This window comes from Enterobacter sp. UPMP2060 (genome assembly GCF_053709655.1).
Window position 1 is genome coordinate 40,022 of the sequence record NZ_JBSKJQ010000013.1, and the last position, 25,130, is coordinate 65,151.

A 25,130-nucleotide genomic window follows, 5' to 3' on the forward strand; every position below is an offset into this window, starting at 1 on the left:
AATCCCCTGCTTACTAAAACGGAGATATAGACATGACAGATACAACCTACGTGCAGGATTACAATGCGATCATTGCAGTACTGAATCAGTACAACGAAGGTGGAAAACAGGCGAAGAGTGAGTTGATGAAACCTGCCTTCAGCGATCAGGCCACTATTTTCGGTGTGGACGGCGACGGTAAACTCACCGGCGGTCCGATTCAGGGACTGTTTGATATTATTGACACCGCCTTCCGCCCTTCTCCGGAAGCAAAAGCGGCCATTGTCCGCGTCGATATTGTGGGCACGGCTGCCAGCGCTCGTATCGATACAGATGACATTTCTGGGTTCCGCTTCACCGACTTTTTTAACCTGTTGAAAGTAAATGGTCAGTGGACGGTGGTAAGTAAAATCTATCACACCCACGTCGCACCCTAAGCAGGTATGCCTGTCAGTTGAATGATGCAGCCTGCATTCCCTGCGGGCTGCTTCGCAGAGGCCCCGTAGATGAACAAAAAAACATCAAAGCGGAACCTGTTGAAGATAACCAGCCGGTTACCGATACGGCATCCCGGTGCTTTGGGCGACCGTGCATCTGAAATCGGGATCCGGCTGGCTCCGGTGACAGTGACTACCTGATCTTGATCAGGATATAACCTGCAGGTGACTGCAAAAGCCTGTCATCAGCGTGAAGGCTGAGCACCAGGGCATACTGACGCTGTCGGAGTATGTGTAAACCTCTGAATATGAGGAGGAGTCGTTTATGACCCATATTTTCATTATCGGTGGCGCAGGCCAGGTGGGCCGGCGTCTGAGTAAAATCCTGTCCGGCAAAGGACATACCGTCCGGGCCCTGAACCGTAATCCCGGGCAGGACGCCTTATTACGCGAACTGGGCGCTGAACCCGTATCGGGAAGTCTCACGGAACTTGATGCCACCTCCCTCGCTGCGCATCTTAAAGGCAGTGACGTCGTGGTCTTCACCGCAGGGGCTGGCGGTAAGGGGGGCGCGGAAATGACTAATGCTGTAGACGGCGAAGGGCTAAAAACTGCCGTTGCTGCTGCCCTTCAGGCAGGCGTATCACGTTTTCTCCTGGTCTCGGCCTTCCCGGAAGCGTTGCGGGGAGAGACTGTTTCTGACACCTTTGAAAATTATATGCGTGTTAAAAAAATGGCCGACGTGGCGCTGGTACAAAGCGAACTGGACTGGGTGATTTTACGGCCTGGTACGCTTCGGGACGAGGCAGGAACTGGTCGCATCCGGGCAGGACTCGCCATTCCTTATGGAGATGTTTCCCGTGACGACGTAGCGGCCACGCTGGCAGAAATCATTGAGCAGCCTGCGGTAAGCCGCGTCATCATTGAGCTTACCGCCGGAGACGTTCCGGTGAGGGAAGCTGTACAGAAAATGGCGGGATACTGACGTGACCCCACCCTTAACGCAGGAGCCCGGAATTCGTCTGCTCCTGCTCGGTGCCACCGGTCTGGTTGGCAGTCATGTCCTCAGGCAGGCGCTGGCCTGCACCGCTGTCTCAACCCTTATAGCCCCGACGCGAAAGCCGCTTACACAAGGCTATGCTGGCCTGAGAAAACTCATCAATCCGCAACCCGACTTTGCAAATATTGATGCAGATGCCCGGGAATGGGAGGTGGATGCGGTTATCTGTGCTCTTGGCACGACCATCAAAAAAGCCGGGAGCCGGGACGCCTTTCGCCAGGTCGATTACGAATATCCGCTGACGTTTGCCCGCCTGGCCCGCGCCCGCGGAGCGTCAGCCTTTGCGCTGACATCAGCAGCAGGGGCCAGCCCGAACGCATGCTTTTTTTATCATCGCGTTAAAGGAGAACTTGAGCAGGCGCTGGGGCAGGAAGATTTCGAGTCGCTCACGTTTGTACGGCCAGGGGTCATAGGCGGTGCCAGACAGGATTCCCGGCCAGGTGAAACGGTGCTGAAATTCGCCCTGACAGCATTTGCCCCGCTTTTACCGCGTCGCTGGCATCTTAACCCGGCCCCGGAAATTGCCGCACGACTTATTCAGTCGGTCCTGCAGCCACAGCCCGGGATCATCGTTGTCCCGGCTGAAGAAATGGCTGGACAACACAAAACATATTGAAGGTATTTGTTATGCCAGTAGTGAAATTTAATGCCACCGTACAGGCTAACGCTGACCGCGTCTGGCAGACGCTTCGTCAGTTTGGCCGGATCAGTGAATGGCATCCGTCCATTCGCAGCAGCGGAATTGAAGAAAACCAGCCGGATGGACTGCCAGGCTGTAAGCGTCGTCTGGTCCTTGACGATGGCGCCGTCCTTCGGGAACAGCTGCTGATGGTGGATGAGGGCCGGCAGACTTTTTCCTACCGCTTCATCGAATCTCCCCTTCCCGTAGATAACTATGTGGCCACCGTGAGCCTGATACCGTTGTCAGGGCGAAGTGAAACGGTCATTGCCTGGCAGGCAAGTTTTGAGGCCCGTTCTTCTGATGATGCACCGAAAATGGAGGCCACTGTGATGGCGCTGATTGCCTCGGGTCACAAAAGCCTGGCGAAATTTCTGGAAAACCAGTGAATGCTCAGCGGAGTGCCTAAGATGAATGAGTATATAAAAGCAGTCGATCTGAGCAGGGCATATCGTCTGATTAATCATGGTCCGGCAACCCTTGTATCAGCACAGCATGAGGGTACGGAGAACGTCATGGCTGCGTCATGGGTATGTGCTCTTGACTATCAGCCCGCCAGGCTTACCGTGGTGCTGGATAAAGCCGCCTATACCCGCAAGCTTATTGAACACAGCCGTGCCTTTGTGATTCAGGTGCCCGTGGCTTCTCAGGCCGCGCTCGTTTACCGTCTGGGGACGCATACCCGACACAGTGAGCAGGACAAGCTCGTCAAAGCGGGTATTTCATTGTTTACGCTTCCCGGCCTCAATGTGCCGCTGGTATCAGGATGTGCTGCATGGCTGTACTGCGAACTGATCCCTGAAGAACATAATCAGAAGACATATGATTTGTTCATCGGAGAGATAAAAGCAGCGTGGGCAGACAGTCGCGTCTTCCGGGACGGACACTGGCAATTTGAGCACCTGCCGGCAGACTGGAAAAGTCTGCACTATATTGCCGGCGGACATTTTTATACGACCGGTGACGCGCTGGATATCCCGGATGCGCCAGCACTGACGCCAGGTGCCCCGCAGGGCTGAGATCGAGGATTCATTCCTTTGGCTTGCGGCTCTTTTTTTGCGCTAACTGGATAATCTGCTCTGAAATACGCCGTACCTCGTCATCCACACTCTCCAGTGGACGATGAATCAATCCGACATCCCGATAAAAAACGTGGGAACCCAGACTGAGCACTCTTACCGTTGATGGCCAGCGATGCCAGGCTGCGGTCTGAGGTAACAGTGCGACACCCACACCGTTACTGACGAGCTTGAGGATCGCCTCCAGCTCGTCGACTTCACATATTTCCGTCACGTTAAAATTCCTCTCCCGCAAAAAACGATCGACAAGGCGCCCGCCGAAAGAAGAACGATCGTAACGAATGAACGGCTGCCCGGTCAGTAACTCGCCAATATCATCCCCTGTGACGGCTTTTGGCACGATGAGATGAAAGGGCTCATGCGCCAGGGGAGTCCACTGCAGAGCCTGCGGCAGAGGGAAAGGTGGCTTTAATACGGCTGCCATATCAATTTCGCCAGCATCGACGAGATTAATTAACTCCATCGACAGGCCCGGTACAACGCGGATACGACACCCTGAGCTTTGTTTACAGAACAATGTCAGCGCATCGGGAAGTAAAGTGCGCTGTACGGAGGCTATAGCGCCAATTGTCACAGTTTTACCGACAGTCGTCCCATTCAATCGCTTGCCCAGCCCGTCATACAAGGCAAGCAGTTCCTGTGCCTGGGACACAAGCAGCATTCCTTTGTGATTCAGACGGGCAGTTCTTCCTGAACGATCAAACAGCGGAAAGTTTAAATCAGCCTCAAGTCGCTGCATCTGGGCACTGACGGCGGCTTGAGTCAGCCCAATTTTATTACCCGCAGCGGCAAATGTACCTTCTTTAGCCACCGTCAGAAACGTTTTCAGTTCACGTATCATGGTTCCGCCAAATCACAAAAATAATTTGTACTATATAAAGATAAATATTGATTTAAATCAATTTAAATTATTTATAAGCTCGGTTGTGACAATTGTGTTAATGGATGACCATAAAGACCACGGTCCAGGAAATGGAATTACGCTATTGAAATCAGAAAATTAACATTAACAACAACGACAACATTGTGAGGATGTAAATATGAGCCTTTCTCCCTTTCATCTGGCAATCCCGGTTTATGATTTGAAGGAAACCCGCCGTTTCTACGGTGAAGTGTTTGGACTGCGTGAAGGACGCTCCAGCGAGCAATGGGTGGATTTTGACTTTTATGGACATCAGCTGGTGATCCATGAACATCCCAAAACTGCGTCTCAGGAAAGTGTTCATTCCAATCCCGTTGATGGCCACGACGTGCCGGTGCCACATTTTGGTATCGTTCTGAAGTGGGATGAATGGGAAGCACTGGCGGAACGTCTCAGGTCCTTCGGTACAAAATTTGTGATTGAGCCTTACATCCGTTTTAAAGGCCAGATCGGGGAACAGGCCACCATGTTTCTTTTCGATCCCTGCGGTAATGCGCTGGAATTCAAGGCGTTCAAAGATATCAGCCAGCTTTTCGCAAAATAACCCTCCGCGCACGGCTACGTGCCGTGCCGCATCTTTTTCACCCGCATGTATCTCGAGTGACTTTTGCTGACTTCCGGCAAAGGTTGCCTTGTTTAATTTGAGGGCTGGACATGAAAAAAATAACACTGGTATGGCAGATAGTTATTGGGCTGATACTGGGCATTATTGTCGGATGGTATTTCAACACACATCCGCAATACCAGCAGTGGGTCAGTCACGAAATTCTCAGGCCGCTGGGCGATATTTTCATCAGAATGATGAAAATGGTGGTGGTGCCGATTGTATTCTGCTGCATGATCCTGGGGATCACCGGCAGTGGAGACAATAAATCTTTTGGCAGGATGGGCATCAAATCACTGGGATATTTCTTTGCTGTCACCGGGCTGGCAATCGTTTTCGGGCTGATCCTGGCCAATCTGATTGCACCGGGCGAGGGAACCAGTATACAGGGTATGACGCATGGCGACGGACACATGAAACTGGAACCGGCCCGGGGGGCACTGGTGATCCTGCAGAATATTGTGCCCGATAACCTGTTCGTTGCGCTCTCGGAAGGTAAACTGCTGTCGGTACTGTTCTTTGCCGTTCTGTTTGGTCTGGCACTCAACGGCCTGCCCCGTGAAAAAACAGCGCCAATACTTAACGTCCTTCAGAGCGTGTCAGACGGTATGTTTCGGGTGGTGTCGATTGTTATGGCATATGCACCAGTAGGGGTATTTGGCATGATAGGTGCTACCGTATCGACGTTTGGTTTTGCCTCGCTATTGCCTCTTCTCAAGCTCGTCGGCACCGTCTATCTCGGCCTGATTTTGTTTGCCCTGATAGTCCTGGGTGGTATCTGTTTGATGATTGGGGAAAACATCTTCAGACTGATAAAGCATTTTCGCCAGGAACTGGTGCTGGCCTTTTCCAGTGCCGCATCCGCAGCCGTTATGCCGCAGCTGATGTATAAACTCGAGCGTTACGGTATCCCGGGACGTATTGTCAGCTTTGTCGTGCCGGTTGGCTATGCGTTTAACCTTGATGGAGCCTCAATCTTTCTCGGTGTGGCTACCATATTTGTTGCACAGCTCTATGGTATTGATCTTACGCTGATGCAGCAGGTCATTCTGGTCGTCACCATGGTGCTGACTTCCAAAGGGGCTGCCGGCGTACCGGGATTTGCCATCCTTATCCTGTCCGCGACGCTTGCCTCAGCTGGCCTTCCGCTGGATGCTGTAGCGCTGATAGCCGGTATATTTCGCATCATCGACAGTGGAACCACGACACTCAACGTGTTGGGAAATGTGGTTGCACCGCTTGTTATTAACCGGTGGGAAAAAGAGAGTGTTACGATTTCGGGCGTATCAATGGAGATAAAGAAAAACTGACCGGGTTTAAAAGGCGGGGACTTGTCCCCCCTTCATCTATAAATCCTTTAAAAAATAACACCAGATGCCTTGGCTGCCCGGATGAATTGGTGGAAGCCTCTTCATCCGGAACCGCGCCTGCCAGCTATCGTACTTGAGCAACTCCTGCGAACTGAAGATGGAACAGATATACATCAGCCATAAAGCGACAGTATAAAAGTTCATCACTGGCGTGTAATGCTTATCCCGTCTTGTTATTAATGCCCGGCGGCCGATGAGGCGGCGGATCGGACAAAAGGGGGACGTGCAAACCAAATCAACACCATCAGGATCATAAAACCCCAACCGAGCAACCAGAAGTAGTCAATGGTTGACATCATATAGGCCTGCTGTTCTACGGTTTTATCAACTGAAGCCAGATTCTGCTGCGTTATGCCGCCCATTTTATGGAGATAGTCTATTGCCGCCGGGTTGTATACCGTAACGCTTTCGGAGAGGTTGGCATGGTGATAAATCTCGCGGCGGAACCAAATCCAGGTGGTCAGGGAAGAGGCAAAAGAACCGCCAAGTACGCGGAAAAATGTAGCCAGACCAGAGCCTTCAGCGACCAGAGCCCCCTGAAGGTTCGACAAAATAATAGTCGTGATTGGCATAAAGAAAAATGCCACACCAATGCCCATAAACATCTGCACTTCAGCAATAGTACGAAAGTCCACGCTTGTGTTGAATTGCGCGCGAATGAGGCAAGAGGCTCCCATTGTCAGGAACGAAAGCGTGGCGAGGATACGTAAATCCACCTTGTGTGCATAGCGACCAATAAAGGGCGTTAGCAACAGGGGAAGAAATCCCATGGGAGCGGCGGCCAGTCCGGCCCAGATAGCGGTATACCCCATCTGAGTTTGCAGCCACTGTGGCAGGATGATATTGATGGCGAAGAACGCGGCATAACCCAGCGTCAGCGTTGCAGTGCCGATAGCGAAATTGCGATCTTTGAATAACCGCAGGTTGACGATCGGATGTCGTTCTCCCAGTTCCCATATTACAAATGAAACCAGTGCGACAGCCGAAACCACTGACATCACGCTTATTTCCGTCGCATTGAACCAGTCGAGATCGTTTCCTTTATCCAGCACCACCTGCAGCAGGCCGACACCAAGCACCAGTAATCCAATCCCAATATAATCGATGGGTGAACGAACCGTAGTTTCTTCGCGTTTATGTAACTGTATCCAGACCACAATTACAGCGAATATCCCAATTGGCACATTAATATAAAAGATCCACGGCCATGAGTAGTTATCGGTTATCCATCCCCCGGTAATGGGGCCGACAATTGGCGCCACCACAGTGACCATAGCTAGCAATGCCAGGGCCATGCTGCGCCTGCTGGTCGGGAAGATCACCAGTAGCAGTGTCTGACACATCGGGAACATCGGTCCGGCGAAAAACCCCTGCAGAGCGCGGAAAAAAATCAGTTCGGACATGCTGTGCGCAAAGCCGCAAAGGAACGAGGTCAGGGTAAACAACGCTACCGAACCAATGAACAGCTTCAACTGGCCAAAGCGGCGGGTGAACCAGCCAGTCAGGGGCAGCGCAATGGCGTTACATACCGCAAACGAAGTGATCACCCAGGTGCCCTGATCCGCACTGACACCCAGGTTACCGGCGATAGTGGGCAATGCAACATTGGCAATAGTCGTATCAAGCACTTGCATAAAAGTAGCCAGTGAAAGCGCAATCGTCGCCAGCAGCAGATTGGGTGGCGTAAACGCCGACTTATCTTGCATCACTCCCCTCCTGGCGGGAGTCTGACGATAACACCGGCCCATTGTCATGAAGGATCTTTGACACCAGGCGATCAGCATTTTCTAACGCATTCTGATACACATCAGTGGTAAACCGCGGGGTGGCCACCGTTTTTTGTGGCAGCAGCTGACCTTCGTTATCTCGAATGTCCACGCGAGCAACCATTGACAGACCGATACGCAACGGGTATTTCTGCATATCATGCGGGCTGAGCCTGATGCGCACAGGAAGGCGCTGGACGATTTTGATCCAGTTACCACTGGCATTTTGTGCGGGCAAGAGCGAGAAAGCGCTGCCGGTACCAATACCAAGGCTTTCAATCACACCGTGATACTCTACGTTCTCGCCGTAAAGATCGGAGGACAGCGTCACTTGTTGCCCCAGACGCATGCTCTTCATCTGGCTCTCTTTAAAGTTGGCATCCACCCAGACCTGATCTAACGGAACAATGGACATCATAGTGGCCCCGGATTCGACCCGCATACCCAGCTGAACGGCACGTCTGGCGATAAAACCGCTCACCGGTGCGACGATAGTGCTGCGGGCGTGATCCAGGTAACGCTGGCGCAGCGTTGCTACCGCACTTTTTATCTCAGGATGACTATCAATCACTGTGTCATCCACCATTGCAAGGTTAGTACGCAGCGCCTGCTGTGCGGCGACCAGGTCACTCCGTGCGCTGGTTACTGCATCGCGATAGTGGGACAAATCCTCTGCGGCAATGGCGCCGGTCGAAAAAATTTTTTGTCGACGAGCATAATCGCTTTGGGCTGTTTGCAGCGCGACCTGCTTAGCGACAACCTGTGCACGATAATTATCCGCAGTGCTATAAAGTCCCCGGACCTGACGTACAGTGTTCGCAAGGCTGGCTTCCGCCTGTTGGAGAGCGATTTGAGTATCGCTGGGGTCAAGCTGAACCAGAGGTTGTCCTTTCTCCACGTAGTCGCCTTCATCAGCGCTGACCTGTGTTACTGTTCCGTTAATTTGTGGCGTTAGCGTAACCTGGTTTCCGTTAACGTAAGCGTCATCGGTGGTTTCGTAATAGCGGGCATAAAGCATGTACCATGCCAGGCACCCTGCTGCAGTCACCAGAAGAAGAATAAAAACAATTGCGAAGTTCCGCTTGCGTGTACCCGGTTCTTTTTTAACCTGGTCATTAGGAGTAGTCATTTTGAACCTAATTCAGAAAATTCAGGATGGCGTGCAGTTATCTCATCAGGAAGCATTTTGATAAGTAACTTAATAAGTTGTGCTGACTCTTCCGCTGTCAGGCGCTCGCTCAGGGCACCAAGGATGGACTGAAGCGCTTCGCTTTGGAACATTTCACATATCTGTTGCCCTTTGAGGGTAAGCGTCAGGATAACCTGACGCTTATCACCAGGGTTTACGCTCTTTATGATGAGTTCTCGTCTGACCATGCGCTCAACCATACGACTCATAGCTCCGGTATCCATAAACAGGTTTTTACTGACTTCAACCGGGCTGTTAAATCCCTTATATATGCTGATTAATACGTTAAATTGCGCACTCGTAATTCCTAAGGGAGAGAAATACTGAGTGATGAGCTGATCCTTAAACTGATTAGCAAGATGAATCAGCAAACCTAAGTTCAATGAAATAAGGGGAATAGAGACGCTTTTGTTCATAATATCTGCCTGGTCAGTGATTTCGCGACAAAACTACTGACCAGGCAGATATTTGTCAATGTAAATGGCATTAAACAGCACAGAGTGAAAAACAGGTACTCGTTTGTTTAGAGTCCAATCTTTACTGGCGTTTCCTGTAGTGAGAATCCTAGATTTGCACTTTTCATGAGAGTCTGTGGAACGGTGTCTGCAGGATATGTTTAGAGCAGGTTTACAACGATGAGTAGGCTCAGTACCAAAGCTTCATAGGCGCGGAGCGAGTTTCTCAACTGGATGGGGTTTACTGCCTCGGCAAAGGGAAACGGGTTATTTGTGTCAGTGGTTATGACCTTTATCATTCTCTGAGCAATGGAATTGCATTGCCAGATCTTCAGGAATCAGAATTCCGGCACGAAGCCGAAACGGGCGAGCCTTATGTGGAGTTTGACAGGATTTACACACTTAAGAACACATATCCGGCACGCTGATGTAACGTGCCGGAAGTATCCGGATATATACACTGAGCACGCAACTTACCTCGCCCAGTCTTACAGCGCCAGACCCGGCACCCGCTCAAACTCTCTCACATTGTTTGTCACCAGTACGGCACTGGCGGCAATGGCGTGACCGGTGATCGCCATGTCGTTCGGGCCGATCGGTGTCCCGGCGAGGCGCAGCGCGCCCCGGATGTCTGTGGTGACATCGACAGCTACGCGGTCACAGGACAGGATAGCATCAAGTCGGGCACAGAACGTGTCAACCAGTTCAATATAGGCTGATTTCACAGAACAGCCAGCTACAGGGGGCTGACAAGAGATCGGTCGTGTGCCGACGGGCTTCGGCTTCAAGGACAACATGGTCTGTCCGGATTGGTTTTCCCCGGTACCGTTATGCAACGACCAGTCCGTTGCGGCTCGGGTGGTATTCGCATCCGTCGCGTCCCGCCACAGCATACCAGGCAACCAACCGTAAACGTACTGCGAAGGTGAAGTACGCTGTGCGACCACCTGTGAGGGGGGCTTGCCGGGAGCATTGACCAAAGGCTGGCTCATTTCCGGCGCATCGATGCCAGCCAGACGAACACGCATCAGCCGGTTGCATGGCTCGAGAACCGCAATGGTATCCGTGGGGCTTTACTGACTGGATCAACGTGTCCTGGCATTAAACCCGCTCATAATCGGCGAGTTTCCGGTTTCTGAAGGAGCTGCTATAAATAAACTGATGATAAAGCATCGCTGCTTTCCTGGCGAACCAGTAGCTCGGACAGACGGGAAGGACGCTTTGTTACAGAACTGACATTTCCTTGCTTCCTGGCCTGCTGATTCAGCAGGCATTTTTTTAAGTTTGTTTACTGCTGATATGCAGTACGATATCACAATAAATAGCTATTCAGTCTCTCCATTATGCTTACCTGTCAATTCTTGCAGCAGAACGAAGGGTGTGACAAATTGTCTGGACTGGCAGGAAGCCAGAAAGGCTTTTAGATTGTCCGCAGTGATAATATTGTCAAATACTGAACGCACCGTCTCGATATAGATCTTCTGCTCAGCTTCATCAGCCTGTTTATTTATGTCTTTTCTGAGCGGCAGATATGATGCCAGTTGCGGCAGCAAATATTTAACAAAATCGATACCATTTCGCCTGCGAAATGCAAATGATATATGGAGAGAATGTGAATTACATGGCTCAGGTGCATGCCACTGTCCGCGCGGCAGATAAAGAAATTCGTTCGCATTGAGAATAAAACTTTCACTTGGCCTCTCATCCGGGACTGGCATTGCTGGTTTATTTTCTGCAACCGGGAAGGCAAAATCAGACTCATATAGATGCCATTTTTTCTTGCCACTCAGTTGAAAAACTAACGTGTCGCTGTTATCCCAGTGCGTGGTGAATCCTTTTGTATTACCTACACTGAAAAAAACGGTTGCCCCTGTTCTTTCCTGGAAAAAAAGGGATAATGAGTCAGCTACCGCGCGCACTGACGTTGACAGATCCTCAGCAAAATCCAGCGCCAGTGTGGCACCGTTCTCTATTTCCTTCATTACCCGTTCAGGAATCAGTTTGGTAATCCCTTCGCCCATTGCCGAGTGGTTTCGTTCATTATATTCCGCAGGCACTAACGGCTTTCCAGAACGCACTAATCGACAGCGAGGAAATGACAGACGTCGAGTGTTGATAATCTCTTCAAGTTCCGTAAGAGACAAAATGTCTTTTGCAGGGACATCAAACGGACATTTATAAACTTTATTTTCTTCAAAACAATGCATGAATTGTTGAAAACGTTCGGGCCCAAGAAGCACGTCAATGGCATAGTTTTCAGACTTCATAGTTGTGCTCCTCTCGTTTATAAAATGCTTGCGGATAGGTTTTTTCGTAATACCCTCTCATTTCAGCTTCATTAAGTGACAATGCACGCCGCAAATGAAAAGAACATAATATGACTGGAGCAATCAATACCACAACGGCACCAGAAATAACGGTAAACGGAACCACACCCAACATACTTATATACCAACCAGCAATACCCACACCAAAAGGATTAGCCAGGCTGGATAAAAAAGCAGCCATGGCGCTCATTCTCGTCCGGTAGTCACGTGGAGTTGCCGTCGCCCGCAGTGTACTGAGATTGACATTGATAAAAATAAACGCCGTTCCGCAAAAGAATGCGAGCGCAATAGAAATATAAATGTTACCCACCAATACAATCGTCATGACGCTGCTGCCTAAGAGGATAAATCCAATTAGCACGTTATTAAGACGTCCAGCCCATTCCATTACAATATTGTTAATGTAAAGGCTGCTGACAATAAGCCCCAGAGCAAATGAGAATTCGAATGCACCAAGATAGGTTGCGGGAAGCTTTAATTCAGAATTAATCCAGTATGGGATCGTCACGGAAAAGAAAGGAAACATTGTGAAATTAATTACTGTGGAAACCAAAGCAATATGAAATTCAGATTTAACATGATAAATCGCTTTAAATCCTCCTTTTGTTTTATGGAACCAGGTTTCCTTTACGTCAGTAATATTCTCGTCAATATTATATTTGGATAATAGAACGAGAAAAGCAATACAGGAAAAAATGTAAATGATCGCAGAAAAATACAGTGCCATTCCTGCTGAGAAAAATGAAATGAGTGAAGCCGCAATCACGGGGCCTACCAGCATAATAATGGAGTTGATAGTCGACCGGCGCGATATTGCCTGCGTCACATCGCCTTCTGCTACTAGGTCAGGAATTAACCCCATAATTGTCGGTTCGCGCACAGATGATATAGCGCTCAACACCACCAGTCCTGAAGTAATAGCTGCCAGGTTGAAATAATCGAGATAACTGGCCAGACAGAATAACATGATGATCCCTAAAACTGCGAACTGGCAGGCTATAATAAATTTTATTCGATTAAAATGATCGCCAAACGAAGCCAGGAATGGTTTTAGGTATATTTCAGCGGCAACTGAAATCGCAATGAGTGAAGAAAAGGCGACCGCCGAGTGCGTTACCTGCAGGCACCACCACGCCATGGCCAGGCGGAAAATATGACCGGAAACCATGGCCAACGATGTGCCCGTTTGCAACAAGAAGAAACGGGGACCAAGACGCATTAACGCATCAACTTTCATGCTGATCACCCCATTCGCGCAAATCTTGTTTTTCGGTATGAGTCAGCCCCATAATCCCACCGCTAAGGTTAACGATCCGGGTAAATCCCTGATCCTGCAGAAACAGGATAGCGCGTTTGCTCCGGCTTCCTGATTTGCAGTAACACACTATGAGCTGATCCTGAGGGAGTTCAGCAATTCTTGTCGGCAAGTCCCGCAATGGGATGTGCATTCCCCCAATGGAAATCACATTCCTTTCCGCTGGTTCCCTGACATCCAATAAGAACAGATCATCATGCCGGGTTTTCAGCGACATCAGCTGACTGAAATCGACGCTTTCAATCTCATCTGACTCGTTACAGGACGTATTGATGACTGCATGACCGCGTTTTTTGAGCCTTAATAATGAAGAACGGTTACTCAGTGAGTCATAAATCATGACAGAGTCATTAAGTACATCCCCGATCCCCGTGATTATCTTTATCACTTCCCCGGCCTGCATTGTCCCCAGGATGCCTGGTAACATGCCCAGCACGCCCGCGTCACTGCAATTTTCGCGCAACCCGGATTGAGGCGGGCGCGGGAATAAATCGCGATAGCTCAACGTTGTTTCTGCGGTCTTGCCATGATGGAATACAGCTAATTGCCCTTCGTACTGAAAAATAGAAGCGTACACAAGCGGCGTTCGTTTCTTCTCACAAACATCATTGATGAGATATTTCGCATCAAAATTGTCAGTACAATCAACAACGATATCATAATGACTGATTATATCGTCAGCATTTTTTACATTCATGAAGACGTTATAGGTCTTAACGTCGATAAATGGATTAAGTGAGGTAATACGCCTTGCGGCATTTTCTACTTTACTTTCTCCAATGCTCTGATAATCAAACAACACTTGTCTTGGAAGATTACTCGCGCTTATAACATCCGAATCGACAATGCCGATATGACCCACTCCGGCACCTGCAAGATAGAGCAAACAGGGTGCCCCCAGCCCACCGCTACCGATAACCAGAACCCGGGCATTTTTTATTTTTAACTGCGTACTGACATCAAAACCTGGTAAAGAAAAATGCCGGAGGTAGAATTCTTTTTCGTTTTCAGATAACAGGCTCATGATTAGCCTCCCGCCACTGCAACAATGATTTGGACTCGAGAATGCGGGGGCACCGGTTCACTCAGATTTTCCGTCATCTGTTCATTAACAAAAACATTTACGAAATTCCTCAGCGTTCTGTCGCTGTTAAAAATCTGGAGTTTAAGAAAGGGGTAAGCATCTGTTAGCTCATCCAGGGCAGACTGTACATTCGTTGCGTTGCTTTCATACTCACCCTTGATATCGGTATAATTCATTAATTGTCGCGGAAGCATTATCTTAAGCATAGGACACCTCATCCCCCATGATACGAACGATATTTTTACCTGATGGTTTCAGTTCATTCATACATACCAGCTGACTCATACAACCAGTAAAATAGTTCTGCAGCCAGATAAAGCGTTCATTATCCTGCTGGGTAAAACCGTTATAGCTCCGTTTCCTGGCCATGTACTTCAGCACACAAGCAGCAAAGTGCGATGCAAAAATAACTCCGCGTGCATCTTTATCTTTGGTTCCCGACGGCAGCGTATAACGACTTTGAACCTCATGTTCGTGGAAGCTATCAATTTCACAAATCAATCCCAGCCAGATATGGGCCATTTCATGGATAATGACCTCTACAAGCCATTCGTCAGATTTGAAGGCTTTATCACCCAGGAATATCATTTGTGGTATATTATGGTTTGTAAGACTTACCATATGTTTACTGGCAGAAAGTCGTTTAAAGTCAACCGGAATGGAAAAATACACACTCCACTCTGGAATAACCTGTAAAATATGTGTAACAGCTTTCTCAACTGCTATGAGTTCTTTGTCATTTAGCTCCGTGAATTCCGGATAATCCAGCCCCATAGGCTGATTACGTTCGCGATAAAACACATCTATTTTTTCAGGTTTCAGATAATCTGATAAATTATCAAAGCGTTGCAGGAGCACATGCCGATAATGTGCGACAAATGTAATAAGCGTTTGCGCATCAAAATTATCAGAAACCATCGGAATACCGTTGGACTTAGCTATAATATCAATATACTTCATTTCCTTGCCCGACCTCGTTGTCATATAAGAATGGTTTTTGCTGAAAAAAGTCCATAACATCCATACTTTTCAGACGATAATCATTCATCCTGTCGAGCATGGTGTTAAATGACTCTCTTTGCTGCGCGGGCAAGGTGCAGGTTTTGTCACGCAGGAACTTTAGCGTCCGATAGCCAAACCACATATTTCTCATCTCATGCATGAGCTGCTCATTCATTTCAGACGGGATAACTGACGAACGTACAGCCTCCTGCAAAAGATACTCGATATGCACAAGGGGTTCGCTGACAGGAAGCCATGGAGATTCTGTTCCATGTACCAGTGCGACATAATCATCGGGTAAATCTCTGTCCTGTACAAAACGCTGGAAAACGGAGCCATAACCACGCATCCCTAACGTATGCATTTCGGCCGCGCGTAAGGCGCCCATTGAACTCATCCCCCAGACATTCCATCCCAGTTTAAGCGCATTTTTTATCTCAACATGCGAAACAGCCGGGTAGGCATGATAAGTTCCGTCGACGATGACGATGGTCGCCGGATTTTCACGCTCAATAAGCGTCTGAATATCACCTCGGCGCACTGGTGGCAAAACCATTGTTTCCTCTGTTATGACCTCATCCAATGAAAGGCCATAGGAGGTGGGGCCGATAAACAGAAATATATTTTGTGAAAGCATAATTTATCCCTTCCTGTATTTTTCCCTGTGCTGGAAAGCATTCAGGAAACGAGGACCGATCCGTTTCATCTCACTTTCGATGAATTCAGCTTTTGGAATAACAACACGCAATACACTGAAAGGGAAATCTTCAGGGCTAAGTTCATAAACAAAACAATGATGAAAGCCAGCACATGCCATTTTCTGTTTGATGTATTGCCATAGCTTTTCGACAGATTCCGGAACATATCCCTCTTCATCAGGCGCGCTGAAGGGAACCATTCCTGAGCGATTAAGTATTTTCCTCCGGATATTATTCATGATGGTTTCTTCATCAAGATGCGGGTTTTGCTGGTAGAAAAGAATGCGCTTAACAATATCATCCCGGCCACCATGAATATGGGTGAGACGACTTTGGGCCGCTTCTGTTATCGCTCGCGTAGCAGCAATTTCCGCTACGGGATGAAGCCCATAGCCGTCCGCCACTGAGATAGGACTCTGATTATCGGGTTCAAGAACAAAAGCAGAAAAATAAGGCAGATTGAATTCGTTCGGTGTTTTACGTAAGGATAAAACAAGCCCTGCATTTTCAATTTTTTTTCTTAATGCCTTGATAGCTTCAGGTTCAGTATTAATATCAACAGGGCAAGAGCCATCATTAATGATATCGAATGATTTAACATCCCTTTCCAGCACTTCACACACGCCATGGATAGCAGCCTCCAGTCTGGTATTACCGGAGCAAAGCCCGTTTGTTGTCGTGCCTCCATAAAGTGAGCGCTGTCCTGCAAGATCCACCGGATGAAAAATCAGTTCAGCCGGAATAAGTCCTTTCTGACCACTGATAATATCTGTGGCGAGTACACAATATATTTCTTCATCTGGGGTAAAGGTAACCCCCAGTTTTGCACCAAAGGAGGCAAAAGCAAGGCCTGGCGGCAGTGAATCCTGAATGTCCTGAAGGCTATATTTTTTTATTTCTTGTTGATGCTTCTTACCTTCGGCTAAAGAGAACTCAATGGACTCCATAAAGGCACCAATCTTGGCCTCATTAGGCTTCATTCCTTTACCGTTATGAACATTCAGTGAACCCTTTGCGGCAAAGGGGCGAATACCTGCATACACAGGCATACCTATTTTATCCAGCCAGGTAATGTCAGTTACCCGGGTAACCCCTAAATCCTCTGCAATCGCACTTGCAAGAATTAACGATTCTTCCGCCGATCTTGTTCTTATACTTGAGCTTAACCTGTACATTGCCCCTCCCGTTTAAAGAGCTGCTCTGCGATAATTCGCAGAGCAGTTGAATCAAACTGACAGCAATGTTAATCGTCGTAAGTAATAAGGTCATTATTAGCATTATGACCCGTCGACGGACCACCAATACCAACGGAAGCTTGTTGTTCGAAGAACTCTTTAAGTTCTGCTGAAATGTCTTCTGAAATAGCGAGATTCAGCATATTTACATTATCTTGCATTATACATTCCTTAATGAACATTAGATAAATATTCCATCAATACGAAAAAACATCCGTGTTAAACAATAAAGGACGAATGTTAAAATTTTGTCAACAAAGCAACCTTGAAGTTTTTGGTAATGAGATAAAAATCACATTTTTTATATTGGGATTTTCCTCAGGAAAGCTGAAGAATATATTTTATTATTTCTTAGGAAACAGCCATATAAGACACAGGCTGGTGTAAACTGGAAATATAAAATGTATTATCTATACATGTTAAATAAAATTAGGAATCATATGTCATTATGATTTCAATAGGTTATTATGTAATAATTAATTATAACTAATTATGACTACTACTAATTCCAGGAGGGATAAGTTACGGTTGTATTTCTGTAGTATCTTTAGAATTCGCTTTTTGCATAATGAAATATGCTCACAAAGAATCTTTGTTACTGGTGGCATCAGGTTTCCCTGCGCTCGGCTGCGTACAGACATGAACCTTTTTGCCAGCACCAGGCTTCTGTCCGGGGGCGGAGCTGAGGTGGGTTGGATGCTAGCGGGCTCCGGTTTCCGGAAATGAGCCGTGTTGCGGTTCTTTTCCTGAGCATGCATGGGGTGTGCGGGACAAAGCTCATGAATGAGGTGTATGAACTGAAAGATCATATCACCAGAACGGCACAGGCAAGAATTGATTACCTGAGCACAGGACCGTCGGTCAGATGGATTTTGTTTGTGAATGTATATCTGGCGCTGGGGAGGCAGGCGTTCAGTCCCGGCAGGGGCTGTCCTGCATCAAAGGAACCCTTGCCTGAGTTTGCTGTCGGTAAAAACGGATTCTGTCCGGCATGGACACAGCGCGCATGCGGGCTGTTCCTAATCGCGCGAATCAGGTGGACTGCATCGGGATAAACTCGCTACCGGGCCAGAGTCTGCGCGATGACCCCTACCGCTCCCGGTCAGTCCCCACTCATTGTGTAAAGTCTTAAGATCCAGACGCTGGTAGTAACCGAGGTTACTACTGTCCACTGCCGTTCTTAAATTCAGCATCAATTGCAGAAATGCCCTGTAGTCAAGCTGCTTATTAATCATTTTTTTTGATTCTGAAAGTTGTGATGCTTCTGGTATTACTGAACGTGATGGTTGTAATGCTACAGTAACTCCTGCCCCTTCTCATTTCCGCACAGATCCGAAAACCCTCAAAGTCGGATCTCGCCATTCCATGTGCCTTGAAACCAACGCCTGCAGAACTTTGCCTTTGTTATCTTTTATGTTTTGAGGCGATATAATGCCTGTTAAACAAACAATGTTGGGTGAACTACATGAGAGGACCATCCCGGGCGGAAGTACTGATGCCTGTACTCGGTGCTGATGATGATCAGGAAGAACAAATACAAATCGCCTATGAACCACTGACCCCCTCAGTTATTGAGGATGAAAAGGCGCAAAGTTATATTGAAGCTCTTAATTTTGCCTGTTCCCGCCCTGATATCAGAAATATTGCCGTCACTGGCCCGTATGGGGCAGGTAAAAGCTCGGTATTACTGACGTGGGAAAAAGCAGAAAATAATGACTTCCGGGTGATGACCGTATCGCTGGCTGATTTTGAAATGCAGCAAGCTTCATCCGCAGATACTGGTACGGGGGATGGCAGGGACGACGGGAATACAGCTGAAAAAAAAGCGGCTAAAGCAGAAGAAAAAACAATCGAGTACAGCATTCTGCAGCAGCTGCTCTACAAAGAGAAAAAAAGCGTGTTGCCCTATTCCCGTCTGGAGCGTATTTCCGACGTCAGCGCGAATCAGATAGCCATGATGGCCGCCAGCCTGTTGCTCATTCTGGCTTTGACGGCCACGGGCCTGCTTTTTCTTTTTCCTGATTACATCCGTGCGAAGCTGTCTTTCCCGAAGGCCCTGAGTCAGTTTCTCCTGGCTTTGCCTGTCGTCCTCAGGGTTGCTGGCGCCGGGCTGTTTCTTTTTTCTGGCTTATTCCTAGCACTGAAAAAACTGCACCGTACCGGGGTGTTTGACCGCCGTGTCAGTATTGATAAAATTGATGTCCTGAAAGGAGCAATATCTACACGTCCCGCAGCCCCCTCTCTTCTCAATGTGTACATCGATGAAATCGTCTATTTTTTTGAACAGACGCAATACAATGTGGTCATATTTGAGGACCTGGACCGCCTTAACGACGGCGCGATTTTCATCAAACTCCGTGAGATAAATCAGCTCATCAATAACTGTCTTCCGGCAGACAAACCGGTCAGATTCATCTACGCTGTCAGGGATAATCTTTTCAGCACGCCAGAGTCACGGACTAAATTCTTTGATTTTGTCATGCCGGTGATCCCGGTGATGGACAGTGAGAATGCTTCTGAACATTTTTTTGGAAAATTTACACCTGATGAACTCAAGCATCATGGTTTCAGAGACTGCCTTACCAGGCTGGCTCTGTTCATACCAGATATGCGTGTCATGCATAATATTGCGAATGAGTTTCGACTTTACCGGAATATTGTGAATAACGGAGAAGATATCAAGCGACTGATTGCACTTATTTCCTATAAAAATCTTTGTGCGGAAGATTATCATGCAATAGATAAAAAGAAAGGGCTGCTTTACAGCATTGTTAATGAGTATACATCAGGTAATCTGAGAGAGAAATACTGTTATACACTTAACGAAATGATGAAAAAGTATCAGGCTGAACTTGCCATGATACAGAATGAGAAGACTGTCTCAGAACAGGATTTAAGAAAAGAATTACTACAGCCGTATATCAGTGAGATAACGGCTTCCACATTACATTTTTTGGTGAATAACGGTGTTAGTTATAACTTTGAAGATGTGATCGAAAATGAGACTTCTTTTCTTACACTGCTGAATCATAATTCGGTCAACATCAGACCGAAAGGATATAATGTGCACATTGCAGTAATTGATAATTCAACCATGCAGTGTATCAAGGATACTTATGAAGAAAGAATTCAGAGACTCCAGAAAAAATCAGATGGACACATCACTCGCTTAGAGGAAGATATTAACACTTGCAAAAGTGAGATTCATAATTCCTTCTCGTATGAACTTACTTTTTTTATAGATAATTTGGGAAATACTGGTTTCAGAGACTGGGCCGCAGAATGCGTATTATCCGATGAAAACGACGGGGTTGCCTTTTCAGATAATGGCGGACAAATCGATTTTCTGTTTTTTCTTTTATCTAATGGTTATCTGTCAACTGACTATATGGCATACCGTTCTGTATTCATGCCAGGGAGCCTGAGCACTGAAGACAATAACTTCATCAGAGCTGTGACGGCCGGTAGAGTTCCAGAGGAAACGGCAAAAATGCCTCTGAGTAATTTCGATAACACCGTGGCGAAGTTACGCAGGCTGGGCATGCTGATGCATGATAATTCCTGGCATCCTCAGATTCTCTGGCACCTTATGTACAATGATAAGGATTCACTCAAGATTATCATGGGCATGCAGATGGAGGCTGGCTCTGAACAGCGACTGGTAAGACTGGCGAAAGATATCTTTCCCCGATGGAATCCCACGCTGCAGCTGAGATATATCAGGCTTATGGTCGAAGGTGATACCCACTTAGCCACTATCATCCACCAGATTGCAGGCCTGAATGATACTGAAGCTGAACATGTCCTTCTCCCGTTATTACTGGCGTTACCGGCATTGTATTGGCATTCCGTCCCGCACGAGAGACGTGAAGATCTACAGCGACTTATCGACGTGGACTTCAACCTCGTAACAGCCATTCCTGACGATTGTGTTCATAATTTCTGCGAAAATCTGCGGATTTCCGGCTGTCATCTGACTCATATTCCACTGGTCCAGAGTACCTCCGGAAAGAAAATCCTGCAGTCGGTGGCACAGGAAAATGTGTGGTTCTACTCAAGATTCAACCTGCAAAATCTCTGTTTGTCACTTACGCATGACGCAGAAAACGGCATTGAAATTTTCCGCAGGAAACCGATGGGAATGATAAAATCGCTTCGTATATCTGCTCTTGAAGCATTTGTTTATGAGAACCTGTCACAGTTTATTCGTGATACTTTTGTTCATTCCGAAGAACATGAGTTTATTCCCGAACTTCTCAATTCATCATTCACTAACTGGGAAGATGCCGAGTATCTGACAGTACAGATGAAATTTGTACTGGAGGATGTATCTGTTGTTCTAAACAGAAAGGCAAATAAAAATAACAATATTGATGATGTTACTCATCAGCACCCCAGTTTATATTCACTGCTGGCTCAGCATAATCATGTCTCGCCTTTATGGTTGAATTTTATGTCCTTGCTTGATGAAAACGCAGATGTGGATAGCAATGTTCTCTGCGAATGGCTGAATAGTAATTATGACTTGTTACCAGCTGAAACCCTCCCTTTAACCGAAGAACTTTTCTCGCAGTTACTTATTAAGGTAGTAACATCGTCACAGCTCAGCAAAGAAGCGCTTGTCGTTTTAGTCAGGACATTCAGATTATCTCTCACTCATGTTCCTGAACACTTACCGCTGAATAATGCGACGGTACTGATCGAGCAGAAATGGCTGGCACCAACCAGCACCGTATTTGAACAACTTTACAAGGCTCTGCACGAAGAAGGTGACAGACTGACGCCACTGCTTTACGCCCTGATCTGCGCCCGTCCTGAATTATTGAGTGAGAATTACGAGCTTGTTTTATTTGCTGATGACGAGTTTGATCGGGAAATTACCCGTTTAATTTTAAATGGTGGCCAGTTTGCCGACGATATCTGTATCAGTATACTGAACTGGCTCTGGGAAAAAGATGAAGCCCTGCTCTCTGAGGGAACACTTCTCAGCCAGGAAGCCCTGGTAAGGTTCTCCGCCAGGCTGACGAATGACCGGCAGAAGCAGGCGCTGCTACTCCAGTACCTCAAAGATGGCAGATCATCGCAGGCCCCCATCAGGTCAGTGCTGATGACATTTGAACATCCGGACTACTCAGCTTTCCTCACTGAAAGAAGTCACCGCAGTATTGTGTATTCAGACGCGATGTGGGCGCTGGCCGTCCAGCTGGGAAGATGTGAATTCATCAGGCCGCCAAAACCCACGCATGCAAATACGCGTATTCGTATAGAGCCGTTCAGTAACGGTGAAAAGGAATACGACTTACATCGCTGAATAACTGCCAGGTCGCCGGATGGCGGCCTGACTACTTTACTTCACCCAGTCTTCCAGCACCAGGCCCGGCACCCGCTCAAACTCCCGCGTATTATTTGTGACCAGTACCGCGCCGGCGGCAATGGCGTGCCCGGCGATCGCCGTGTCGTTCGGGCCGATCGGCGTCCCGGCGAGGCGCAGCGCCACTTTAATCTCCGTGGTCGCATCCACCGCGGCGCGGTCCCAGGGCATGATGGCATCGAGGCGGGCGCAGAACGCGTCAACCAGCTGGACGTGGCGCGGGGAGGCCTTCGGACCAGTGGCACCGAAGCGCATCTCGGAGTAGGTGATGGCCGAGACAACGATGCGCTGGTTACGCAGCACCGCCTGCTCCAGGCGCTTCAGGACTGCTTCCGGCTGCTCGCGCATGATGAACGAGCAGATGTTGGTGTCCAGCATATAGGTCTTGTTCATAGGTTAAATCGTCCTTCGTCGCTGACAACATCCTCGCGCTCCGCCATAAAGTCCGGGTCAGCTTTTTCGAGCTGCGCGAACGAACCCCAGGTCGGCCGGACGGGACGCAGGATGATGCTGTCCCCTTCCCGGACGATCTCCAGCTCGCTCACCCCCTCAAAATCCAGATCGCGGGGTAGGCGGATGGCGCGGTTGTTGCCGTTTTTGAAAATAGAAACTGTGCGCATGGTTTTTCCTCATATGCTGAGTGTGCCAGGGAGTATTCCCACATAGGTGAAGTATATGCCTTTGGAACTGGCTTGTATAGGTAAAGCATATGCAGATGGTGAGTATATGCGTATGTATGACCTATGCTGATGTCAGACATATGGATATGCCACACCTATACTAACTTCTTACTTTTTCCGCTGAGATCCGATTTCTGGTGGTTCCGGATCTTCTTTCACTCTTCTGGGGCGCTGCGGCCCCATGACACAAGATGTAGCGGTGTTATCAGCTGCTGATGACGCTATATGTTGTGTTCATCCCCTGCCCCGCGACCGGCCGCTCACCCCCATAAAAGGGCGGTGTGGTTATTCCGTGTGCGTGGTACACTTCCGGAAAGTTGGTATACGCCAGAAAGTCGGATCCAACCGGAACGGCCATCCGGTAATTTATCAACGTGGCTATATGGCTGCTTATTATCAGCCTGAAAATGATGACGTCAGGGGAAAATCATCCGGGTGACAGACGCAGGGTTGTGCCCAGGCAGATCTGCTGCCCGTCATAATTACTCTGAGTGACTATTTTGAAATGAATATTGAGGGCGGGAATGACATTTTATGAAGTGATAGATCTGCTCGAAAAACAACATGGTCATACTGAGCTTTGGTTTTACTCAGGTACGGGCGAAACAGAGCCTGACTTGATTGCCAATAATATCGCGAACTGGAAATGGCCAAAAATTCTAAAGCGCAACGGACGGGCTGTCGCTGAGTACACAGGAAAAGGCAAAGATTGGGAATTCATGGGGGATTATAAAACTCCTGATAACAATCCCTGCAGCCCTCCGTGGGGAGCATGCCGTCTCGACGATGAATTCATCGCCCTTTGCAATTTTTTTAATTACTGAGCCGGTCTGTTTCATCTGAAGACGTTGGCGGGATTTCTCAACAATTTAAGGAAGCAAAAGTATGGGAATGTTTGACACGGTCACGTTCCGCTACCGGATGCCGGACGGCGAAACAGAATCGGAATACCAGACTAAAGACCTGGACTGTGAATGTGCATTTTACGAGATCTCCGCTGACGGCCGTCTGCTCCGCTGGCCGGATGACGGCGATGAACTTACCGGTACCGGATTTGACGGCTGCATCACCGTGTGTGCCCGTCAGTGCTATCACCTGTACTTTAACCAGGGGCAGCTGGAATGGATCGAAGGCTGTTCCGGGGGAGACCGCTGGCCGTTTGAGCCAGGCCGTTTTATGCCGGACCCGGTCTGACGGGATTTTCCATTACAGGAAAACGGTCAGACCGGTAAGCTGTTCGGCGGGAGATATTCAGCGCGGGGATAATTTCGCAGGAATTAAAATTTTAATTAAGGGAAAAGATTATGATTAAACGTACCGGGATGGTTTTCGTCGCCGTACTGTTAAGTGGTTGTCTGCCGAAACCGCAGCCTGCTCATCTTTATCAGGAGCCGCCTGCAGGTGAAAACACCGCAAAGCTCAGGGTGCGTGGATTTACCGACAGCACGACGGTGTATCGCGTCGACAGCTGCGAGCAGGCTTTTTTCCTGGGCAGCCTCCGCGATCCTGACCATCCGGAACGGAACCCGTCCAGGGCGTCAGACCGGGGTTACAAAAAGGCCGACGTGCCGGAAGATAACGCGCCCCTGGATTACATGGAGGTCACCCTCCCGGCCGGCCCTTATATTCAGCTCCGTCCGGCCATTTTCACCACAGATCATCAGATTTGCTCCGTGATGACGCCGTGGTTTAAACCGGAAAAAGGCGTGCTCTACGAGGTCCGAAGCCAGCTCACTCCCGACGGCAGACAATGCTATGTGCGCACCTGGAAAGTGGATCAGCAGAACGGGGCGGTCACACCTGTGACAGGACCACAGTCTATCCGGGATGTGATGACCTGTGCAAAGCATCCGGTATGGCAGTAGCGCAGCACGGTAC

25 protein-coding genes and 2 pseudogenes are annotated in these 25,130 nt (G+C 48.3%); 12 read left to right on the forward strand and 15 right to left on the reverse strand.

What is annotated here, in order from left to right; genetic code table 11:
* The first annotated feature begins 32 nt into the window (after positions 1-32).
* The 5 genes from ACWKXN_RS19690 (at position 33) to ACWKXN_RS19710 (ending at position 3,174) form a co-directional block, all read left to right on the forward strand.
* The gene (locus ACWKXN_RS19690; protein ID WP_454544196.1) at positions 33-416 is read left to right on the forward strand and encodes a nuclear transport factor 2 family protein; all 384 of its coding nucleotides are present in this window, start codon (positions 33-35) and stop codon (positions 414-416) included.
* Between the two features lie 325 nt (positions 417-741).
* A complete protein-coding gene (locus ACWKXN_RS19695) occupies positions 742-1,401 on the forward strand; it encodes an NAD(P)-binding oxidoreductase (RefSeq protein ID WP_454544197.1) in 660 nt (219 codons plus the stop codon).
* Between the two features lies 1 nt (position 1,402).
* Entirely contained in the window at positions 1,403-2,092 is a 690-nt protein-coding gene (locus ACWKXN_RS19700; protein WP_454544198.1) for an NAD-dependent dehydratase, read from the forward strand.
* Positions 2,093-2,103: 11 nt separating this feature from the next.
* Complete coding sequence (locus ACWKXN_RS19705; protein ID WP_454544199.1) at positions 2,104-2,544, forward strand: SRPBCC family protein; 441 nt, start codon at positions 2,104-2,106, stop codon at positions 2,542-2,544.
* Positions 2,545-2,565: 21 nt separating this feature from the next.
* The gene (locus ACWKXN_RS19710; RefSeq protein ID WP_454544200.1) at positions 2,566-3,174 is read left to right on the forward strand and encodes a flavin reductase family protein; all 609 of its coding nucleotides are present in this window, start codon (positions 2,566-2,568) and stop codon (positions 3,172-3,174) included.
* Between the two features lie 10 nt (positions 3,175-3,184).
* On the opposite strand, the gene ACWKXN_RS19715 is transcribed toward ACWKXN_RS19710, so the two are convergent.
* Positions 3,185-4,075, reverse strand: coding sequence for a LysR family transcriptional regulator (locus ACWKXN_RS19715; RefSeq protein WP_454544201.1), 891 nt, complete (start codon positions 4,073-4,075; stop codon positions 3,185-3,187).
* 199 nt (positions 4,076-4,274) lie between these two features.
* On the opposite strand from ACWKXN_RS19715, the gene ACWKXN_RS19720 reads away from it, so the two are divergent.
* Together ACWKXN_RS19720 and ACWKXN_RS19725 are read left to right on the forward strand one after the other, a co-directional pair.
* Positions 4,275-4,700, forward strand: coding sequence for a VOC family protein (locus ACWKXN_RS19720; protein ID WP_454544202.1), 426 nt, complete (start codon positions 4,275-4,277; stop codon positions 4,698-4,700).
* Between the two features lie 110 nt (positions 4,701-4,810).
* On the forward strand, positions 4,811-6,070 hold the full coding sequence (locus ACWKXN_RS19725; protein WP_454544203.1) for a cation:dicarboxylate symporter family transporter: 1,260 nt from the start codon (positions 4,811-4,813) through the stop codon (positions 6,068-6,070).
* A 236-nt stretch (positions 6,071-6,306) separates the two neighbouring features.
* Here the strand turns inward: ACWKXN_RS19725 and ACWKXN_RS19730 are convergent, their stop codons facing one another.
* From ACWKXN_RS19730 to ACWKXN_RS19740, 3 genes are read right to left on the reverse strand one after another with little or no spacing between them, the layout of a single operon-like run.
* The gene (locus tag ACWKXN_RS19730) at positions 6,307-7,836 is read right to left on the reverse strand and encodes a DHA2 family efflux MFS transporter permease subunit (RefSeq protein WP_454544204.1); all 1,530 of its coding nucleotides are present in this window, start codon (positions 7,834-7,836) and stop codon (positions 6,307-6,309) included.
* Positions 7,826-9,025 (reverse strand): efflux RND transporter periplasmic adaptor subunit, encoded by a 1,200-nt coding sequence (locus ACWKXN_RS19735; RefSeq protein WP_454544205.1) that lies wholly within the window; start codon positions 9,023-9,025, stop codon positions 7,826-7,828. Before ACWKXN_RS19735 ends, ACWKXN_RS19730 begins: the two co-directional genes overlap by 11 nt.
* A complete protein-coding gene (locus ACWKXN_RS19740; RefSeq protein WP_454544206.1) occupies positions 9,022-9,501 on the reverse strand; it encodes a MarR family transcriptional regulator in 480 nt (159 codons plus the stop codon). The genes ACWKXN_RS19735 and ACWKXN_RS19740 overlap by 4 nt, the downstream gene beginning before the upstream one ends.
* Before the next feature lie 225 nt (positions 9,502-9,726).
* Here ACWKXN_RS19740 and ACWKXN_RS19745 point away from each other — a divergent pair.
* Positions 9,727-9,968 (forward strand): annotated as a pseudogene (locus tag ACWKXN_RS19745) (restriction endonuclease); the annotation flags it as partial.
* Positions 9,969-10,028: 60 nt separating this feature from the next.
* Here the strand turns inward: ACWKXN_RS19745 and ACWKXN_RS19750 are convergent.
* The 9 genes and pseudogenes from ACWKXN_RS19750 to ACWKXN_RS19790 form a co-directional block, all read right to left on the reverse strand.
* Positions 10,029-10,250, reverse strand: a pseudogene (locus ACWKXN_RS19750) (type II toxin-antitoxin system VapC family toxin); the annotation flags it as partial.
* A gap of 615 nt (positions 10,251-10,865) precedes the next feature.
* The gene (locus ACWKXN_RS19755; protein ID WP_454544207.1) at positions 10,866-11,807 is read right to left on the reverse strand and encodes a JmjC domain-containing protein; all 942 of its coding nucleotides are present in this window, start codon (positions 11,805-11,807) and stop codon (positions 10,866-10,868) included.
* The gene (locus ACWKXN_RS19760; protein WP_454544208.1) at positions 11,797-13,104 is read right to left on the reverse strand and encodes an MFS transporter; all 1,308 of its coding nucleotides are present in this window, start codon (positions 13,102-13,104) and stop codon (positions 11,797-11,799) included. The genes ACWKXN_RS19755 and ACWKXN_RS19760 overlap by 11 nt, the downstream gene beginning before the upstream one ends.
* Positions 13,094-14,206: a ThiF family adenylyltransferase gene (locus ACWKXN_RS19765; protein ID WP_454544209.1), complete on the reverse strand. Its 1,113-nt coding sequence runs from the start codon at positions 14,204-14,206 to the stop codon at positions 13,094-13,096. The genes ACWKXN_RS19760 and ACWKXN_RS19765 overlap by 11 nt, the downstream gene beginning before the upstream one ends.
* A gap of 2 nt (positions 14,207-14,208) precedes the next feature.
* The gene (locus ACWKXN_RS19770) at positions 14,209-14,472 is read right to left on the reverse strand and encodes a MoaD/ThiS family protein (RefSeq protein ID WP_454544210.1); all 264 of its coding nucleotides are present in this window, start codon (positions 14,470-14,472) and stop codon (positions 14,209-14,211) included.
* Complete coding sequence (locus ACWKXN_RS19775; protein ID WP_454544211.1) at positions 14,465-15,226, reverse strand: hypothetical protein; 762 nt, start codon at positions 15,224-15,226, stop codon at positions 14,465-14,467. The genes ACWKXN_RS19770 and ACWKXN_RS19775 overlap by 8 nt, the downstream gene beginning before the upstream one ends.
* The gene (locus ACWKXN_RS19780; RefSeq protein WP_454544212.1) at positions 15,213-15,905 is read right to left on the reverse strand and encodes a TfuA-like protein; all 693 of its coding nucleotides are present in this window, start codon (positions 15,903-15,905) and stop codon (positions 15,213-15,215) included. The genes ACWKXN_RS19775 and ACWKXN_RS19780 overlap by 14 nt, the downstream gene beginning before the upstream one ends.
* Positions 15,906-15,908: 3 nt before the next feature.
* Positions 15,909-17,141, reverse strand: a complete 1,233-nt coding sequence (locus ACWKXN_RS19785; protein ID WP_454544213.1) for a YcaO-like family protein — start codon at positions 17,139-17,141, stop codon at positions 15,909-15,911.
* 68 nt (positions 17,142-17,209) lie between these two features.
* Positions 17,210-17,362: a hypothetical protein gene (locus ACWKXN_RS19790; RefSeq protein ID WP_454544214.1), complete on the reverse strand. Its 153-nt coding sequence runs from the start codon at positions 17,360-17,362 to the stop codon at positions 17,210-17,212.
* 1,334 nt (positions 17,363-18,696) lie between these two features.
* Here ACWKXN_RS19790 and ACWKXN_RS19795 point away from each other — a divergent pair.
* Positions 18,697-22,512, forward strand: a complete 3,816-nt coding sequence (locus ACWKXN_RS19795; RefSeq protein WP_454544215.1) for a YobI family P-loop NTPase — start codon at positions 18,697-18,699, stop codon at positions 22,510-22,512.
* A 36-nt stretch (positions 22,513-22,548) separates the two neighbouring features.
* Here ACWKXN_RS19795 and ACWKXN_RS19800 read toward each other — a convergent pair whose 3' ends face one another.
* Positions 22,549-22,965: a type II toxin-antitoxin system VapC family toxin gene (locus ACWKXN_RS19800; protein ID WP_454544216.1), complete on the reverse strand. Its 417-nt coding sequence runs from the start codon at positions 22,963-22,965 to the stop codon at positions 22,549-22,551.
* On the reverse strand, positions 22,962-23,192 hold the full coding sequence (vapB, locus tag ACWKXN_RS19805) for a type II toxin-antitoxin system VapB family antitoxin (RefSeq protein WP_021312767.1): 231 nt from the start codon (positions 23,190-23,192) through the stop codon (positions 22,962-22,964). The genes ACWKXN_RS19800 and vapB overlap by 4 nt, the downstream gene beginning before the upstream one ends.
* A 584-nt stretch (positions 23,193-23,776) precedes the next feature.
* Here vapB and ACWKXN_RS19810 point away from each other — a divergent pair.
* The 3 genes from ACWKXN_RS19810 to ACWKXN_RS19820 all read left to right on the forward strand — a co-directional run bounded on the left by ACWKXN_RS19810 (position 23,777) and on the right by ACWKXN_RS19820 (position 25,117).
* Positions 23,777-24,076 carry a hypothetical protein gene (locus ACWKXN_RS19810; protein WP_454544217.1) on the forward strand — a complete coding sequence of 100 codons (300 nt, stop codon included), beginning with the start codon at positions 23,777-23,779 and terminating at the stop codon, positions 24,074-24,076.
* A gap of 61 nt (positions 24,077-24,137) precedes the next feature.
* The gene (locus tag ACWKXN_RS19815) at positions 24,138-24,446 is read left to right on the forward strand and encodes a hypothetical protein (protein ID WP_454544218.1); all 309 of its coding nucleotides are present in this window, start codon (positions 24,138-24,140) and stop codon (positions 24,444-24,446) included.
* A 110-nt stretch (positions 24,447-24,556) separates the two neighbouring features.
* The gene (locus ACWKXN_RS19820) at positions 24,557-25,117 is read left to right on the forward strand and encodes a hypothetical protein (protein ID WP_454544219.1); all 561 of its coding nucleotides are present in this window, start codon (positions 24,557-24,559) and stop codon (positions 25,115-25,117) included.
* Positions 25,118-25,130 lie beyond the last annotated feature (13 nt).